The 17618-nt window shown below is 50.9% G+C and carries 18 protein-coding genes and 2 pseudogenes; 16 read left to right on the top strand and 4 right to left on the bottom strand.

Annotated features, from left to right (window positions below):
• The first annotated feature begins 4 nt into the window (after positions 1-4).
• The 10 genes and pseudogenes from ACTTK6_RS04960 to ACTTK6_RS04915 all read left to right on the top strand — a co-directional run.
• Positions 5-373, top strand: coding sequence for a YlbF/YmcA family competence regulator (locus tag ACTTK6_RS04960; RefSeq protein ID WP_462832852.1), 369 nt, complete (start codon positions 5-7; stop codon positions 371-373).
• Positions 374-529: 156 nt separating this feature from the next.
• Positions 530-898, top strand: coding sequence for a GntR family transcriptional regulator (locus ACTTK6_RS04955; protein ID WP_462832851.1), 369 nt, complete (start codon positions 530-532; stop codon positions 896-898).
• Positions 891-1772, top strand: coding sequence for an ABC transporter ATP-binding protein (locus ACTTK6_RS04950; RefSeq protein WP_462832850.1), 882 nt, complete (start codon positions 891-893; stop codon positions 1770-1772). Before ACTTK6_RS04955 ends, ACTTK6_RS04950 begins: the two co-directional genes overlap by 8 nt.
• On the top strand, positions 1759-2493 hold the full coding sequence (locus ACTTK6_RS04945) for a hypothetical protein (protein WP_462832849.1): 735 nt from the start codon (positions 1759-1761) through the stop codon (positions 2491-2493). The genes ACTTK6_RS04950 and ACTTK6_RS04945 overlap by 14 nt, the downstream gene beginning before the upstream one ends.
• Positions 2494-2706: 213 nt before the next feature.
• Positions 2707-5292, top strand: a complete 2586-nt coding sequence (gene mutS / locus ACTTK6_RS04940) for a DNA mismatch repair protein MutS (protein ID WP_462832848.1) — start codon at positions 2707-2709, stop codon at positions 5290-5292.
• Between the two features lie 3 nt (positions 5293-5295).
• On the top strand, positions 5296-7170 hold the full coding sequence (mutL, locus tag ACTTK6_RS04935; RefSeq protein ID WP_462832847.1) for a DNA mismatch repair endonuclease MutL: 1875 nt from the start codon (positions 5296-5298) through the stop codon (positions 7168-7170).
• 22 nt (positions 7171-7192) lie between these two features.
• Positions 7193-7975 (top strand): class I SAM-dependent methyltransferase, encoded by a 783-nt coding sequence (locus tag ACTTK6_RS04930; protein ID WP_462832846.1) that lies wholly within the window; start codon positions 7193-7195, stop codon positions 7973-7975.
• Complete coding sequence (gene miaA, locus ACTTK6_RS04925; RefSeq protein ID WP_094907896.1) at positions 7972-8910, top strand: tRNA (adenosine(37)-N6)-dimethylallyltransferase MiaA; 939 nt, start codon at positions 7972-7974, stop codon at positions 8908-8910. The genes ACTTK6_RS04930 and miaA overlap by 4 nt, the downstream gene beginning before the upstream one ends.
• Before the next feature lie 45 nt (positions 8911-8955).
• Positions 8956-9195 (top strand): RNA chaperone Hfq, encoded by a 240-nt coding sequence (gene hfq, locus ACTTK6_RS04920; protein ID WP_022792841.1) that lies wholly within the window; start codon positions 8956-8958, stop codon positions 9193-9195.
• Positions 9196-9315: 120 nt separating this feature from the next.
• Positions 9316-9474: pseudogene (locus ACTTK6_RS04915) on the top strand (IS5/IS1182 family transposase); the annotation flags it as partial.
• 72 nt (positions 9475-9546) lie between these two features.
• Here ACTTK6_RS04915 and ACTTK6_RS04910 read toward each other — a convergent pair.
• From ACTTK6_RS04910 to ACTTK6_RS04900, 3 genes and pseudogenes are all read right to left on the bottom strand, one after another.
• A pseudogene (locus ACTTK6_RS04910) lies at positions 9547-9759 on the bottom strand (terminase gpP N-terminus-related DNA-binding protein); the annotation flags it as partial.
• 268 nt (positions 9760-10027) lie between these two features.
• On the bottom strand, positions 10028-10402 hold the full coding sequence (locus tag ACTTK6_RS04905; protein WP_462832845.1) for a hypothetical protein: 375 nt from the start codon (positions 10400-10402) through the stop codon (positions 10028-10030).
• A gap of 289 nt (positions 10403-10691) precedes the next feature.
• Positions 10692-10838 (bottom strand): hypothetical protein, encoded by a 147-nt coding sequence (locus ACTTK6_RS04900; RefSeq protein WP_462832844.1) that lies wholly within the window; start codon positions 10836-10838, stop codon positions 10692-10694.
• 181 nt (positions 10839-11019) lie between these two features.
• Here ACTTK6_RS04900 and ACTTK6_RS04895 point away from each other — a divergent pair, with 181 nt between their 5' ends.
• The 6 genes from ACTTK6_RS04895 (at position 11020) to ACTTK6_RS04870 (ending at position 16541) form a co-directional block, all read left to right on the top strand.
• Positions 11020-12066 carry a DUF7226 domain-containing protein gene (locus ACTTK6_RS04895; RefSeq protein ID WP_462832843.1) on the top strand — a complete coding sequence of 349 codons (1047 nt, stop codon included), beginning with the start codon at positions 11020-11022 and terminating at the stop codon, positions 12064-12066.
• A 242-nt stretch (positions 12067-12308) separates the two neighbouring features.
• On the top strand, positions 12309-12764 hold the full coding sequence (locus ACTTK6_RS04890; RefSeq protein WP_462832944.1) for a transposase: 456 nt from the start codon (positions 12309-12311) through the stop codon (positions 12762-12764).
• Positions 12761-12820 carry a hypothetical protein gene (locus tag ACTTK6_RS04885; protein WP_462832943.1) on the top strand — a complete coding sequence of 20 codons (60 nt, stop codon included), beginning with the start codon at positions 12761-12763 and terminating at the stop codon, positions 12818-12820. The genes ACTTK6_RS04890 and ACTTK6_RS04885 overlap by 4 nt, the downstream gene beginning before the upstream one ends.
• 238 nt (positions 12821-13058) lie before the next feature.
• Entirely contained in the window at positions 13059-14975 is a 1917-nt protein-coding gene (locus tag ACTTK6_RS04880; protein ID WP_462832842.1) for a Dam family site-specific DNA-(adenine-N6)-methyltransferase, read from the top strand.
• A gap of 69 nt (positions 14976-15044) precedes the next feature.
• A complete protein-coding gene (locus tag ACTTK6_RS04875; RefSeq protein WP_462832841.1) occupies positions 15045-16106 on the top strand; it encodes an ISL3 family transposase in 1062 nt (353 codons plus the stop codon).
• A gap of 63 nt (positions 16107-16169) precedes the next feature.
• On the top strand, positions 16170-16541 hold the full coding sequence (locus tag ACTTK6_RS04870; RefSeq protein ID WP_462832840.1) for a transposase: 372 nt from the start codon (positions 16170-16172) through the stop codon (positions 16539-16541).
• A gap of 785 nt (positions 16542-17326) precedes the next feature.
• Here ACTTK6_RS04870 and ACTTK6_RS04865 read toward each other — a convergent pair.
• Positions 17327-17618 (bottom strand): HNH endonuclease family protein (locus ACTTK6_RS04865; protein WP_462832839.1); only part of this gene is annotated, 292 nt, incomplete at its 5' end.

Here is a 17618-nt window from a genome sequence, read left to right as displayed (position 1 = left end):
GCAAATGGCCTACACGAAAGAAGAAGTGATGCAGGAGGCCGGACGCCTTGCCGAACGGTTGAAGGAAACCGAGGAAGTGGACTTTTTCATCCGCGCCGAAACGCAGATTAACAACAACGTGCGGATCCAGAACCTGATTCAGGAAATCAAGGACAAGCAGAAGCAGGCGGTCAACTTCCAGCACTACGAAAAAACGGAAGCGAAGCGCCAGGTGGAAGCACAGATCAACGACCTGCACGAAGAGATTGAAAACATTCCGATCGTCGGGCAGTTCCGCCAGAGCCAGACCGAGGTCAACTACATTCTGCAGCTGATCAGCGACCAGATCACCGCCTCAATCTGGGAGAATGAGGACGACGGATTGAATAAATAATTGCGGATGAAATTTCCGCTGGATTCCGGCTCAGAGAAATTTTCTCTGAGCCGGATTTTTTTATGCTTTTTACCATACTAGATATTATACATAGTTATTTTATACTTGATTAGTCAAGTAATCAGGTATACAATAAAAGCAGAAGGAGCGAGTACTGTGAAAGCTATTTTTGATGATTCCAAACCGATTTTTCAACAGATCGCCGAGATGATCGCGGACGACATTGTCGACGGGGTGCTGGCAGAGGGGGAGCAGGTGCCCTCCACCACGGAGATTTCAAAATTTTATCAGGTCAATCGTGCGACGGTACAAAAAGGACTTTCCGAGCTCGTCGAATCCGGCTACGCCTATAAGCAGCGAGGGGTGGGCATATTTATTGCCACCGGAGCTAAAGAACGGCTGCTCGCAGAAAGAAGAAAAGTGTTTTACCAGCAGTTTGTGCAGCCGATGCTGACCGAAGCCAGGCGGCTGCAGATTAATGAAAAAGAAATTTATGAATGGATTGAGGAGGAAAATTATGATTAATGTGGAGGATATGAGCTTTTATTACGGTCAGACCCGTGCGCTCAAAGACGTCTCTCTTCAGGAGCAGGCGCCGGTCATTGCCGGGGTCTGGGGACGAAACGGTTCCGGAAAGACGACGCTGATGAAGGTGCTCTCTGGCCTGGAGGCTCCGGCAGAAGGAACGGTTCGCATCAATGGCGTCCGCCCGTACAATAACCCGCAGGCGATGCATCACGTGACCTACATGCAGGAGGACCACCCGTTTTCCGAGCACTGGAACGTGAAGGATGCTCTCCGGTTCGGCTCGTATTTTAACCGGCACTGGGATCAGGCGCTCGCGGAACATCTGGTGGACATGTTTGAGCTGCCGCGTAACAAAAAAATCAAAAAGTTTTCCAAAGGGATGCGGACCATGGCCAAAATATCGATCGGGCTGGCAGCGAAAGCTCCGGTGACGATCATGGACGAGCCGACCAACGGGCTAGATGCCCATATGCGCCAGCAGTTTTACGATGCGCTGCTCGACACCCATGAAGAGAGCCCGCGGCTGATCATGCTCTCCACTCATCACATCGAGGAGCTCGAGCCGCTCTGTGAAAAAATTGCGGTAATTGACCAGCAGACGGTCCTCCGTTATGAGGAGGCACAGCAGCTGAAGCGGCAGGGTGTTTATGTCTCGGGCGGCCCTGACGCCGTTCGCGGGGTGATCGGTTCGGCTTTTGTCCTTGAAGAACGCAGGCTTGGCACCCAGCTGAATATCATGGTCGATGAGCCGTTCGGGTCTGACTGGCAGGAAAAAGCCGCTCGTGCGGGCGTGACAGTGCAGAAGGTGCCGTTCCAGGAGTACCTTGTAGCTCTTACGAAGAGGAGGCAGCAGGCACATGAATACGTTTAAAGGACCGTTTCTGCTTATGTTTGAAGACATGAAAGTTCAGTTTTATATCATTTCGGCAATTACCGTGCTGCTCACGGCGTTCTATATCGTTCTCGGAATGGTTTACAGCGGAGAAACGTTCAATGCGGGCGCCATTTATGGACCGCTTTACGGCCTGCTGCTCGTTTATCCGTTTTTAATCTTCAACCGCTGCTATCAGTACATTCTGTCGCTCGGCGGAACGAGGAAGCAATTTATGGGGGCCGTCATGCTCGCCGGAGGCCTGTTTATCCTCGCAGGAATGACGGCGCTGAATGTGCTCTATGTGTTCAATGAATTTTTGGTCGGTGAAGGTTACAGCGCGGCGAGCATCGCGCATCTCGCAGACCTGTCGGAATCGTCCAATTTCTTTTTATACGTGTGGGTGGATCTGCTGTGGGGGACGTTTCTGTTTGGCACCGGGATGGTCATTAACGCCGTCTGGTTCCGTCTCGGCTCATTCAACGCCATGCTGATCGGCACCGTCCTCGTGATCGCTGGAACGCTGACCGCTGTGTTTGGCGATATGGGGGTGCTGCTTGAGTGGCTGCTCACCGATTATGTGGTAGTGGTTCAGACTGCGGGGGCTGCAGGTGTTTTCTTCCTGGGGCTTTCGTATCTGCTCATGAAAAACGGGCCGCTTACCCGCGGGGAAATGGAGCGCACCTGGCGGGTGAAAGAGCATCATATGATTAAATCATAAAAAAAGTCTCCCTTGTTGCCGCCGGGCAGGAAGGGAGATTCTTTTGGATATAATCACGGAACACTTAAATAATTTCACATACTGTAATTTAGTTTCTTTTTCAATAATGCTATAATAAAAAGGACTGCAAAAACGAAGCACTCTCTATTGGAGAAGCGGGGGTAACGCTGTACAATAGATACGCAATGAAACACATATAACGGAGGCTTTTGGATGCCAGAGACAGATACACCGATGATGAAACAGTATAAGGATATTAAAGCGGCCTACCCGGACGCCTTTTTGTTTTACCGGCTCGGCGACTTTTATGAAATGTTCTTTGACGACGCGGAGCTTGCCGCCCGCGAACTAGAAATTACGCTCACCAAACGCGGCCAGAAAAACGAAAACGATATCCCGATGTGCGGGGTGCCGTATCACTCCGCCGAAGGGTATATTGCAACATTGATCGAAAAAGGGTATAAAATTGCGATCTGCGAGCAGGTGGAGGACCCGGCCAAGGCAAAGGGAGTTGTCAAGCGCGAAGTGGTGCGCATGATCACCCCGGGGACGATTATGGAAGGGCGCGCCCTCGATGAGACGGAAAACAATTTCCTCGTAGCCATGGTGCCGAACGGAACGGAAACGGCGTTTGTGAAGGCGGACCTGACGACGGGGGAAGCGGCTGCAGCGCTTTTGTCCGATGACGTCGGCGAATGGCAGCGTGAAATGACGACCGCGCACCCGAAGGAAATTATCGTTCCGGAGGAGCAGGAGGGCGTGATGGCTGACATCTACCGCGGCATGATTTCCACCGGACCGGTGCCGGAGCTGAAGCCGGAATGGGAGGAGCTTACCAGCGCCCTTGAGAGCCGTACGCTCCGGGACGGGGCGGCGCTTCTGCTCGGCTACGTGGAGCGTACCCAGCAGCGCTCGCTCGGCCACCTGCAGCCGTTTACGGTATACGAGCCGAACCGGACGATGCAGCTCGACCTGCATTCACGGCGTAACCTGGAGCTGACGGAGACGATGATGGGCAAAACGAAGGACGGCTCGCTTCTCGGCGTGCTCGACCATACCGTCACCGCGATGGGCGGCAGGAAGCTGCGGCGCTGGATCGAGGAGCCGCTTCTCTCCCGCCCGGCCATCGAAGAGCGCTACGGCATGGTGGCGTCGTTTGCGGAGAACTTTTTTGCCCGCGAGGACCTGCGCGAGCATCTGCGCGACGTGTACGACATTGAACGGCTCGCCGGCAAAGCCGTCTACGGCAACATTAACGCCCGGGAGCTTGTGCAGCTGCGGCGGACGCTGCAGGCGGTGCCGGCGATTGCCGACCTGCTCAGCAGCATGAACAACCCGGCCATCAACGAGCGCCTCGTGGACGTGTCCGCCTTTCAGGAGCTTGAGGAGCTGCTCGACCGGAGCCTGGTGGACGACCCGCCGTTTGGTGTCCAGGAGGGCGGCATGTTCCGCTCCGGCTTTCACGAGGAGCTCGACCAGTACCGCGAGGCGGGCCAGAACGGCAAGCAGTGGATCGCGGAGCTCGAACAGAAGGAACGGGCCGAGACCGGCATCAAGTCGCTCAAGGTCGGCTACAACCGGGTGTTCGGCTACTATATTGAAATCACCCGGGCCAACACCTACCTGATTCCGGACGGCCGCTACGAGCGCAAGCAGACGCTCACGAACGCCGAGCGCTACATCACCCCAGAGCTAAAGGAAAAAGAGGACCTGATTCTCGGCTCGGCGGACCGTGCCGTCCAGCTCGAGTACGAGCTGTTTCTCGATCTGCGTGAACGCGTCGCGGGCTACGTGCGTCCGCTCCAGGAGCTTGCGGACCTGCTGAGTGAAATGGATGTGCTGCAGAACTTTGCCCATGTAAGCGAGCGGCTCGGTTACGTGCGCCCGGCCTTCAGCGCGGACAAAACGCTTGCCGTGCGCAACGGACGCCATCCGGTCGTGGAGACGATGCTCACCGCGGGCGAATTTGTGTCAAACGACACCCATATGGACGAGCACGGCATGCTGTTAATTACGGGGCCGAACATGGCCGGGAAAAGCACGGTGATGCGCCAGGTGGCGCTGATTGCGATCATGGCGCAGATCGGCTGCTTTGTGCCCGCCGAGGAGGCGGAGCTGCCGCTGTTTGACCGGATTTTTACCCGTATCGGGGCGGCCGACGACTTAACGAGCGGCCAGAGCACGTTTATGGTGGAAATGAAGGAAACCCAGCAGGCGCTCTTGAACGCGAGCGCCGACAGCCTGATCCTGCTCGACGAAATCGGGCGCGGCACGTCCACGTACGACGGCATGGCGCTTGCGCAGGCGATCATGGAATACATTCACGAGCAGGTCGGGGCCAAAACGCTTTTTTCCACGCACTACCACGAGCTGACCGTGATGGAGGACCACCTGCCGGCGCTTCGGAACGTGCACGTGCGGGCGGTGGAAGAGAACGGGGAAATCATCTTCCTGCACAGGGTGGAGCCGGGCAGGGCCGACCGCAGCTACGGCATTTACGTGGCCAAGCTCGCCGGGCTGCCGCCGCAGGTGATCGAGCGATCCGAGACAATCCTGAAAAGCTTTGAGCAGCAGAAAACGGCCGCCTACGCAGCACCCGAGGAACCCGTACCGGAGACGACGGTTCGGGAGGCAGAAGAGCCCGAACAGCTCGCGCTCTTTTCGATTGATGACGGCAGCGCCCGGGCCAAAGAAATCATGAGCGAGCTGAAGCGGACCGACGTGCTCCGCATGAGCCCAATGGATGCGATTGAAAAGCTGTACGAGCTACAGCAGTACGCGAACCAGGAGGAGGAATAAGCGGTGACGTATGTAAAAAAACTCCCGGACGGCCTCGCCAATAAAATTGCGGCCGGGGAAGTCGTGGAACGCCCTGCCTCGGTCGTGAAAGAACTGGTGGAAAACGCGATTGACGCCGGCGCTTCGACCATCCAGGTGGACGTCGAGGAGGGCGGGCTGTCGCTCATCCGGGTGACCGACAACGGTCGCGGCATGGACCAGGAGGACGCGGAGCTTGCCTTTGAGCGCCACGCCACGAGCAAGCTGTCCCGGGAAAAGGACCTGTTCCAGATTGAGACGCTCGGCTTCCGGGGCGAAGCGCTCCCGAGCATCGCGGCCGTATCGAACGTTACGATGGAAACCGGGGACGGACGTGAGGCCGGGGTGCTGATCCGCTACCAGGGCGGCAAACGCATCGCCTGCACGCCGTCCAAAAGCCGTCAGGGCACCCAGGTAGAGGTGCGCGACCTGTTTTTTAACACGCCCGCAAGGCTTAAATACGTGCGTACGATGAATACCGAGGTGGCGAACATCGCGGACGTGATGAACCGGCAGGCGCTCGCGCACCCAGACGTGAGCTTCCGGCTATACCACCAAGGCAAGCAGCTGCTACTCACGAACGGAAACGGGAGCCTGCAGCCGGTGCTCGCGGCCATTTACGGCCGCCAGACGGCGCGCGACATGCTGTACATTGAAGCAAAGACCGACGACTACCGGGTGAGCGGCTGGATCGCAAAGCCCGAAACGTACCGCGCCTCGCGCCAGTACATGTCCACGTTTGTGAACCACCGCTACATCCGGCACTACCCGCTCACCAAAGCCATCGAAGCGGGCTACCATACGCTTCTTCCGATCGGCAAGCACCCGATCGCAGCGCTCCATATAGAAATGAACGTCGGGCTGATTGACGTGAACGTGCACCCGTCCAAGCTCGACGTGCGCGTGAGCAAGGAGGAGGAGCTGCTGCAGCTTGTCGAACAGGCGGTGCGGGAGCGCCTCCAGCAGGAGCGGCTCATTCCGGCCGGCGACCAGAAGCGGGCCAAATCGGCGCCTGCGTCCGAACAGATGAACCTCACCTTTGCCGAGCCGGCGCCAACACCGGCGGCTGAGCCCCGGCGGGAGGAACCGCCTGCCCCAACTGAGCCGGAACCGTCCCCGGCGTCACACGCCTCCGCCCATGAGGCGTCGTTCAGCGACGACGCCCCTGCCAAGGAGCCGGAAGCGGAAACGGTGTTTGAGCATGCAGAGGCGTGGCCCGAGGAACGGGAAGCGCCGCAGCCGGAACCCGAAGCCCCGGCACCGGAAAGCACCGGCCCGGCGCTGCCGGAGCTGCGTCCGATTGGCCAGTTTCACGGCACGTATATTCTCGCGGAAAACGAGGACGCGCTGTACATGATCGACCAGCACGCCGCGCAGGAGCGCATTTTTTACGAATACTTCCGCGTGAAAATCGGTGACGTGGACAAGGACGTGCAGCAGCTGCTCGTGCCGATTCTGCTCGAAGTGACCAAAGAAGAGGAAATCCTCATCAACGACCGCCAGAGTGATTTTGAAAACATCGGGATTTTCCTCGAGCCGTTCGGCGGCCAGACGTTCCGGGTGCACGCGCATCCGACCTGGTTTCCGGCCGGTGACGAGGAAAGCGTGATCCGCGAGTGCATCGAAGAAGTGAAAAACAACAAACGCATCAGCGTGCATGAGCTCCGCGAGGAAGCGGCCATTCTGATGTCGTGCAAGGCGGCGATCAAGGCGAACCGCTACCTGACGAAGGACGAAATCCAGGCGCTCGTCGACCGGCTGCGCACGTGCGAGAGCCCGTACACGTGCCCGCACGGCCGCCCGATCATCATTCACTTTTCCGACTACGACATGGAAAAAATGTTCAAGCGCATCATGTAGCTGCATAGAAGGGGAGAGCGCCATGATTATTACCACCGTCAAAAAGCCGGACGCATTCGTCCGCGCGGAAGCCGAGGCACAGGCGCGGGCGTGGAACGTATCGTACGTGCCGCGGGAGAAGCGCTCGATCCAGCGCTGGCAGCGGGAAACCGGGGAGGACATCTACATTGTGGCAGCGGGCGGCGACACGTACTACCCGGCGATGAAAGCCGCCGAGCCGCTCGCTTTTCATCCGTCGATGGCGTGGCTGCGCGGCCTGCAGGTGCACCGCGGCGGGAACGATCCGCTGCTGGAGGTGGCTGGCGTCCGGGAGGGCGACACGGTGCTTGATGCGACGCTCGGCTTCGGTGCCGACAGCATCATGCTTGCCCTCGGCGCGGGGGCGACCGGTACAGTGCTCGGCATCGAAAAGCAGCCGGTGGTGGCCTCGCTCGTCCGTAAAGGGCTCCGGCTTCCGGGGGATTATCCCGGCTGGTTTACGGACGCGATGCAGCGGATCACGGTCGTCCAGGGCGACAGCTTCCATTTGATGCGCCTGCTGCCCGACAGCTGCGTGGACGTCGTGTACCTGGATCCGATGTTTGCCGAAGCGGTGGACACAAGTCCGGCGATCGACCGGCTGCGCCCGGTGGCGGCGACCGACCCGCTCTCGGACGCGTGGATCGGGGAAGCGCTGCGGGTGGCCCGGCGGCGGATTGTCGTCAAGGACCACGCGGACAGCCCGCATTTTAAGCAGTATCAGTTAACCCCGGCCGGGAGGCGGAGCGCCGCGGTCCGGTACGGATGGAAGGAGGCATACACGTGAAGCAACCGGTACTCGCCGTCGTCGGTCCGACGGCGGTTGGCAAAACGCGGCTCGGCATCGAGCTCGCCCATAAATACAACGGCGAAATCATCAGCGGCGACTCAATGCAGGTGTACGAAGGTCTCACCATCGGCACGGCCAAGCCGACGCTCGAGGAACGCCGCGAGGCCCCGCACCATCTCGTGGACATGCTGTCGCCGGACACGCCGTATTCGGCTGCGGACTTTAAGGAAAAGGCCGAGCCGATCATCGAGCGGCTGCACGGGGAGGGCAAGCTCCCGATTATCGTCGGCGGCACCGGCATGTACATCCGGGCGCTCCTGCACGACTATTCGTTTTATGACGCAAAGAAGCAGGAGAGCGTGCGCGAGAAGTGGGAGCTGTACGCGCGCCATTACGGAAGCGAGGCGCTGCACGCGAACCTGGAGCGAAAGGACCCGGAGCGCGCGGCCGCGGTTCACCCGAATAACGTGCGCAGGGTCGTGCGGGCGCTCGAAATTCTTGAAACGTCGGAGGAAGGTCCAACTTTATCCAAAAAAATGCAAAAAAAGCATTCGCCCTACGCCTCATTCATGATAGGATTAACAATGAACCGTCCGTATTTGTATGAGCGGATCGAGCGCCGGGTCGACCGCATGATGGAAGGGGGCCTCGAGCACGAGGCGCGCTGGCTGTATGAACGCTTCGGCGAGGAAGTACAGGCCGCCCAGGCGATCGGCTACAAGGAATGGTTCCCGTATTTCCGCGGGGACCAAGGCACCGACTGGGTCGCCGAGCGGATGAAGCGCAACTCCAGGAGATACGCCAAGCGGCAGCTCACCTGGTTCCGCAACAAAGAGGACGCACACTGGTATGATATTACCGATCGCTCCCGGCCGTTTGCCGACGAAGCGTTTGCTTCGATTCTGCGGCAGTTCGAGCGCGAGCATCGCTAATACATAAATCACTTACTAAGCCCTGCAGTGGAAGGAGATTCAATCATGAAACAATCAGTCAATATCCAGGATCAGTTTTTGAATGTGGTACGCAAGGAAAAAATTCAGGTGACCGTCTTTCTGACGAACGGCTTTCAGCTGCGCGGCCTGATCAAAGCCTTTGACAACTTCACCGTCGTCCTCGACAGCGACGGCAAGCAGCAGCTCGTCTACAAGCACGCCATCAGCACCTTCGTCCCGCAGCGGACCGTCTCCCTGCAGACCGAAAGCGAGAGCGAGGAATAAAAAAAGAGCTCCCCGAAAAGGAAGCTACTAGACTGTCGACAATGGCTCTCATTTTAGAGCGTGTCGGCAGTTTTTTTATGCTATGATAAAAAGAAATAGTCTGGGAAGGGGTTATGGCGCATGAGGAGGCGGAATATGGAAGAAGCTCGTTACCGGGAAGCGACCATTCAGTTGGATCAGTTAGTGCCCGCGGACCACCTGGTCCGCCAGATCGAGGCCGCGCTGGATTTTTCTTTTATTTACGACGAAGTCGCATCCCTCTATGCCCCCATCGGCCGGGGTTTGATACGCAATGGTCTCTTTCAGGACTTGTTGTTGATCCGCCGATAATTTCGAGGGCTTGCCGGGCGATTTTCCCCGCTCCAGACCAGAGATGCCACCTGCCTTATACGCGTTGACATCGTTGTGAATCGTGGCCGGGCAGTGGCCGATAATTTCGCCAATAGCGGAAAGAGCATAGCCTTTACACCATAATAGCAGGGCCTGGTACCGCTCGAATGAGCGGCGGTCAGAGGCAGCATGTCTCGCTTTTTCCAGTTCACGAATAGCTTGTTCTCGGTTCATGCTCATCGATCCTTTCGGGTATCTATATACTTCTGTTATACCCGAAAAGAAGATCAAAAGATTAAGTTCAACTTATATAGTTTTCTTTTCTGTGGTGTTGCTTCAGTACTATATATAAAATAAAGTATGTTACTATCCTTTTATATTTTGGTAATTTTGATTAATTATTCACTTCAACTCTAATTTTGCAGTTTTTAAAACAAGTGTTGGTCATGGATTTAAATATTAGAAATCACCGACAATATCATCCAACCGATGGCTTTGCGGGTCAGGCCACGCGGTAAGCGTCATACGCGCTTTCCAGGGTCGCGCTCGCCCGGGCGCACTGATAAATATCCGTAATCTCCCGCCGCCGGTGATCCTGGTGACTGGCATGAAAGGCTTCGCTGATGGTGCCCGCAAATGCCCAGGCAAGTAGCAGCCAGGTAGTTTGGAGGAGAAGCAGGCAGTGTCGGATGGCTGAAGCGCTCCGCAGCCGGTACCCGCCCATCGACAGCCTGCCCTTGGCTTCCTGGAAAAAGGTTTCAATCGCCCACGTCGATGGTGCGAAGCTGCTGAAGGGCCAGATCGATTTTACTGGGCCTGTATCCCTATCATATCGTTCGATATGATAGGGATACAGGCGCTTGTTCGTGCCTGCCATGAGGGGGAGCCATTGATTCCCGTAAACGGTCGTGCCGGTCTGATGATCAAAATGGTATCCGCCGTCGTCGAGCGGGTAGTGCGCTTGTGACGAAGGTTTCGATTTGGGAACGACGGTATCATGGATGGAGATCAGGACCGGATTGGCGGAGGAAGCCTCCCGCCGGATATGCTGTAGCACCGAGCGCTGGAGCTTACGCTCCAGGGTTTGGTCACCCGCCCGGCACGTGCAAAAAACCGAGCCACCGACGAATGATGATCGTTATGATTGGCGGCTTCCTGAAGGGTTTTCACTCCCCCCCATTGCGATGCTCCCGGGCCCAGCCTTCTTCTAGCAGCTTTTGCATATGCCGGACAGCCGGGGCGGACATAAAGAACCGGAGGTTCCATTGATCAAAGGCGTTGGCGATGCAGGAGGAATATGATACGGTAGACATGAGGCAGAATCCTTTTTCAATGGTGTTTTGGTCGATGCCATTGTACCTTATCAACGATGTTTCTGTCTCTTTTTTATTCATAATGGAAATAATTGTTAATAAACCTGCGAAATAAGAGCTTCAATTAACTTGTTCGCTGAGATAGAATGTAACAAGTGAATTCTTCATAGGGAGTGATAAATTGCTTGATTCATCAGTTATTCCACAAGCAAATAGTTTGGAAGACGTAATTAGATCTGTTAAAGCTGTTTCAAGAGGAGCGAGAACATATCAAGATATCGCAAACTCTATAGATAAAGGAGAAAGACAAGGACGTTATTATCGCCTTGCTGGAGAACAATTGGGTTTGCTAAGGTCGGTTGGTAAGAATCATTCTATATTAACCCAAAGCGGTAGAGATTTTCTATCTTTACCACAAGAAGCAAAAAAGCTTTATATCGCGAATTCTGTTTTGAAGAACGATGCAATAAATGCAATATATGAGTACATAGAATCAAACCCTAACTGTACTGCTGAAGAAATAACATATTACTTAATCTCTCTTGAAGTAAAAGAAAGTATTGCTTATCGTAGAACTTCGACGATGATAAGGTGGCTTTTGGAATTAGATTTAATAAACATAGATAACAACTGTTATAGAGTTAATTATAAACCTATTTATGACGGGTACGCTATGGAAATACAGGATGAGGAAGACACTATTGAAGATCAAGATACTTACCAAGCAAGAAGTCTTGTATCAGAAATAAGGGAGTTAAATGACATTTGGGATGGGTCTTTATCTATGGAAGAGGACGGGGACATCACATTTCAAGTTGGCGCTGGTGCTAGAGAAAGGGCATCTATTAACCATCAAAAGTTAGTTACAGAAATGGCTCAAGCATTAACAAGAAAAAATATTCTACCAAAAGCCAACAAGCACATTGATTTATTTGCTGAAGAAAATGAGCAGGAGCATATATTTGAAATGAAGAGCTGTAATTCAACAAATATGCGGAGTCAAGTAAGACGTGGTATTGCACAACTATACGAGTATAGTTATCGCCATAACAAGCCTTATGCAAAATTATGGCTAGTTTTGGAAGCAGAACCTTTAAATGAAAATGAATGGATTAAAGATTACTTGGTAGAAGATAGAAGGATTAATGTTTGTTGGCCAGGTGAAGGCGGCGAAAGTTTTGATTGTCCCTCTCAAATTAGAAGTGATTTAAATAATTTATTGATTTAACACTCATTCTTAATGGGTGTTTTTTCTGGCTTTATAATATTTGTTAGGGTATAAACACAAGAAACACGCAGACCCCTATATTCGTTATGCTTCTGTCGACAAAAACCAAGCAGGATAGGAGTTGCGTGCATATGAATCATACCATAACGATCCCCGGCCTCTAAGAGTTGAGGGTCCTCCATGCCGACGAACGGAAGGCGTGATGCATCTTCGGGTGGAATGCCGGCAAGTACCAGCTGTTGGTGACGGGTGGATCTACCGGGTGTCCGGTCGACATTCTTCCGGACCAGTTTCATGTGCACTGGCACGTGTTCAGGGCCCTCGAACGGGTTCGGAGCCGCGTCCAGCACACTCTGTCGTCCTACCACCGCAAGCAGTGCAAATGGCTGAAGCACGCGTTTACCAAAAAAGCCGAAGACCTGATCGTCCAGCAGCGGAAGATCCGGGACCATTACCTGGCCGAGTCGGAAGAGCTCCGGACGGCGTATGAACTCAAAGAGGCCTTCGGGGCCTGGTTGGAGCGGAGCAAGCGCCGGATGACAACCGGCCAGGCCGGCGCGATCCAGGATGATTTGTACGTCTTCTCCCGGCCGGGGGAAGCGAGTGGGTTTCGGGACATGGCGCAGGCTGCCGTCACAGTGTGCGCTGACAGACCGAAATCCTGGACAGTTTTACATTCGATGATCATAATGGCATGATCGAAGGGATGAATAACCAAACCAAAGTGATCAAACGGAACGCTATCGAGTTCTAGTAGTATGACCGCCTGCAGGCGAAAGTATTACTGCATCATCAATACAAATGATCGCTCACCGGATAACGGATGGGGGGGCGTCCCAACATTAGACATAAAACTTTTTTCATATCATTGTTTAAATGTTGCTGTACATCATGACCTTTTAATTATAAAATATATATTGTTAAAATTAACGATGCGTGTGGTACAATATCTCGTTTAGAGCTGAAATCAACCCTTATAAGGAGGGGGAAGTATGAGTAATTTTGAAACTATATATAATGACGTGTTTAACGATATAAATTTAGTGGATGTTAAGCCAATACTAAAATGGGCTGGAGGAAAAACGCAACTTCTTGAAGTACTAAATGATGCAGCACCAAAAAAGTTCAATAAATACATTGAGCCATTCTTTGGTGGAGGTGCTTTTTTCTTTTCTCTTTCTCCAGAAAATGCCGTAATTGCAGATAGCAATGAAGAATTAGTGAATTTATATAGTGTAGTATCAACAGATGTTGAAGCACTTATCAATAAGCTAAAGCTCATGCCTAATGATAAAGATTACTTTCTGCAAGTAAGGGCTCAAGAGGTATCAAAGCTTACTGATATAGAGAGAGCTGCGAGAATGATATATCTAAATAGAACCTGTTTTAATGGATTGTATAGGGTAAATAAAGAGGGACAATTTAATGTACCGTTCGGCAATTATAAAAATCCAAATATATGTAACGGAGATAAGTTAAGAGCCGCCAGCAATCTATTGCAAAACACAAAAATTAATCATGGAGATTATAAACAAGTTTTACGTGAGTATGCGGACCCAGGAGACTTTATTTTTTTAGACCCGCCTTATTTACCTATAAGCGAGTATTCAGATTTTAAACGTTATACTAAAGAACAATTTTATGAAGAAGACCATAGAGAATTAGCAGAAGAGGTAAAAAGGCTCCATGAATTAGGATGTCACGTTCTTCTAACAAATTCAAACCATCCTTTAGTACACGAGTTATATAGTGATTTTAATATTAGCGTTCATCAAACAAAAAGAAATATAAGCAGTAAAGGAGGAAAGAGAACTGGTGAAGATATTTTAGTAAAAGTGGAACCCAAACCCAAATTTGAGGTTGTACCTGATGAAATAAAGCTTCCTACACAAGTTGAAAAATATCCTACCACTAGGTTTATGGGGAGTAAGTCAAACTTGCTCAAACATATCTGGGGAGTAGCATTTCAATTTGAGTTTGAAAGTGTTGCTGATATCTTTTCTGGTAGTGGCATCGTCTCATACATGTTTAAAGCACAAGGTAAAACAGTTTTTAGTAACGACTATATGGCACTTTCATCTACCTTTACTAAAGCTTTAATTGAAAATAACAATTCTAAGTTAACTGAAAATGACTTAGATAGACTTTTAAATATGGATGTAGAGAAGGATAATTTCGTTTCTAACAAATTTAAAGGACTTTACTTTATCGATGAAGACAATGAATTTATTGATCATATCAGATCGGCGCTCCCTCATTTAAAGAACAAAAATAAGCAAGCATTAGCAATGTCAGCATTGATTAGAGCTTGTATGAAAAAAAGGCCAAGAGGTATTTTTACGTACACAGGTTTAGACCGTTATAATGATGGACGCAGAGACTTACGGTTATCATTAAAAGAACATTTTATAGAAGCTGTAGAAATTTATAATAAAGCTGTTTTTGATAATAATAAAAGTAATAAGTCACGCCAAGGGGAGGCTATGACAACTAGACAAAAAGCTGATCTGGTATATATAGATCCACCTTACTACAGTCCATATTCTGACAATGAATATATTCGCAGATATCATTTTGTAGAGGGACTTTCTAGAGATTGGAAAGATGTAGAGATTCAAGAAAATACAAAAACCAAGAAATTTAAAAACTATCCGACTCCGTTTAATTCGCGAAAGGGAGCTTATGATGCTTTTGACCGCTTATTTAAAAAGCACCAAGACAGCATTTTGTTAGTATCTTATTCTTCTAATTCTTTACCAACGAAATCTGAGATGTTAGAACTAATGTCTGGGTATAAAGAAAATGTAGAAGTAGTATCTGTTAACCATAAATATTCTTTCGGTAATCAGGCGACTAAAGTAGGTAAGAATAAAAATGACGTTGAAGAATATTTGTTTGTTGGATATTAATTTATAAATATATTAACAGAATACAAATCTGGTTGAGGCTGTTTCCATGTTGGGCTGTCGTCTAGTCAGATGAATGTTTACCTCCAAAGGCCGAGCCTTGACGGTCTCTGCCCGTCTTGTCGCCATGTATCGAAACGCATTCATAGCCATTACTGGCGGACCCTAACCGATATGCCCATGGGCGAGCGCGCAGTAATTCTTCACCTTCGGTGCCGAAAATTCTTTTGCCGTGAGCCAGCCTGCAGCCAGCGTATTTTTACGGAACGGCATCCGGCCTGGTGCCGCCCGTACGCTCGAAAAACCGACCAGCTTCGATCCTTCCTCACCAAACTGGCTTTTTCCCTGGCTGCCGAAGCCGCCAGCCGGCTGATCCCTTTTTATGGCGTTCGAGTGAGGGCGGATATCTTTTTGGCTTTGGTGCGAAGCGAGCCCTTTCATGCCTTTCAGGCTCCCACTGTGATTGGCCTGGATGATTGGGCGATAAAGAAAGGGCACCACTATGGCACCCTTATTTGTGATTTGGAAACCAAAAGACTGACCGGTCTTTTTGCCGGGCGAACGATGGAAGCCGTGAAAGCATGGCTGGCTCCTTATCCTTCGATTCACCTAGTTACCAGGGACGACTCCTGGGAGTACGCCAAAGCCATTGCAGAAGCTCGTCCCGATGCCCTTCAAATCACGGATCGGTGGCACCTTTTTCCTCATGTGAGCCGGTCGGTCGATCACTGGCTGAAACGAGTCTTTCCCAGAAAGGGGACCATTTCGGTCTCGATCGCTTCCTTCACATTCACAGCCAGCGATCCAACCTCGCGCCCGTTGACCGAAAAGGAAGAACAAAAATGGCAGGTGATCCAACAGGTGCAGGCTCAGCATCGACAAGGTATTTCGACCTCCCGCATCAGCCGGGAATTGTCTCTGGACCGAAAAACGGTCCGGAAATACTGTGCCCTCCGGACCCCCATGAGCCACGAACGCCACCGGTCCCATAGCGTGGAACCGTATCGATCGGTCATCCTTCCCTTAGTCAAGAAGGGAGTATCTGCCACCCATATTTTCACGGTCCTTCAAGCCCGAGGCTACCAAAAAATCCCTCTCGACCTTGAAGGATTTTCTCGCTCGTGTACGCGCTAGTCCGGCCGGCCAAGCCTCTCCCCATGTGTTTCCTCTGTCGCGGCATCGTCTCCATACGTATCTTTGGTCCCCTCAGCGCTTTCGTCGCAGGAAGCAGTTGCCGTCAAGGTATTGGAGAACCAATATCCTTCCCTCTGGGAAGTGAAAGTTCTGGTGGAGACCTTTCAGCAGCGAATGCAGCACCGCACCGACTGGCCGTCCTTTGAAGCCCGGGTCCAGCAGGTAGTTCAAAGTTCCGTTCCCGAAATGCAAAACGTCAGCACTTACTTGGTTACGGACTGGAACGCCGTGGCCAATGCCTATCATTTCCCCTGGAGTAACGGGCTGGTGGAAGGCCACGTGAATCGTATTAAGGTAATGAAACGCCAAATTTATGGTCGAGCCAACGTCGATCTGTTGCGTCAGAAAGTCCTCTATACTTGGCCAAAGGTATAGCGAAAAAATAATCTCTGATCTTCTATACGCTCACGTTTTCTTTCACCAAAAGATCGGGAGAACCAAAGAACGACCGCCTTGACATTATAAGCCTTATTTCGCTTTATTTATTTTGCGAAATAGGGCTTTTTTATTTCTTAGATTGTCAATTTAAGCGCAACACTTCTTCGTGAAACACAAATTCCGTGGTTTTCCCATGTAAATAATTTCTAGGGCGGCGGTGAATCAGTCCGGTCATATATATGAAAGGATCTTCACAGCAAAAAACTTTTAGTATAAAACTGAAATGAAAATGAAAAACCGCTGAAGGTATCTGGCCTCCAACGGCTGTGTGCTTAAACAAGCAGGACTATGTGTGTCTAAAGGCACTATAATAGAGCTTCGATTTAAAATTATTGAGCAGTAATTTATTACAAATTAAGCTCGATTAGAAAGCGCTATTAATTGCTTTGCACAATAGTTACTATAAATTGGGAAAAAAGGTACGAGTTGAAAATATTAAAAAATTAATATGAGCCTATTATATCCTATATATATGATATAAGAAATAAACTTTAGCTTATGCTTCCCCTCGAAAGAGAAGAATTAATAAGCCTTTAAAAAGCCTTAGACGCAGTTATCCCCGCCTCTGTCTACATTCAAGCAGCTACTCAGGAAACAAGCGCATTATTAAAAGTAAATTACCCGGGTGTTAAAACAGTATAGCCGAAAGGTTGCCTTTGAACTAAGGGATTTCATAAAGGCTAGAGACTAGTGACAAAGCTTTGATAGATTTTAGAAATATATTAAAAGGCCCAGACTTTTAAAGCTATGTCTGCTAATCGTTTTTGTCTTTCATCAATCTTTTCCATATTCCATTCGTTATATTCTAATAACTCTTGAGTGATTTTTAATTCTGATTTTTGATAAATGTTTTCTTTTTTTTCAGCAAAGCTCTTATTAGAACCGCCTTGGTTTAATCTGCTTTGTAACAAAGTTAAATTTCCAATTCTCTGTACATACTCTTTTGTTGCGGGTTTACTAACAATTATTTCCATTAACGATAAAAAAGAGACAGAATCCCCGTAGCTACGGTAC

The sequence above is a fragment of the Marinococcus salis genome, from assembly GCF_054971365.1.
This window is presented reverse-complemented; position numbering and strand designations above follow the sequence as displayed.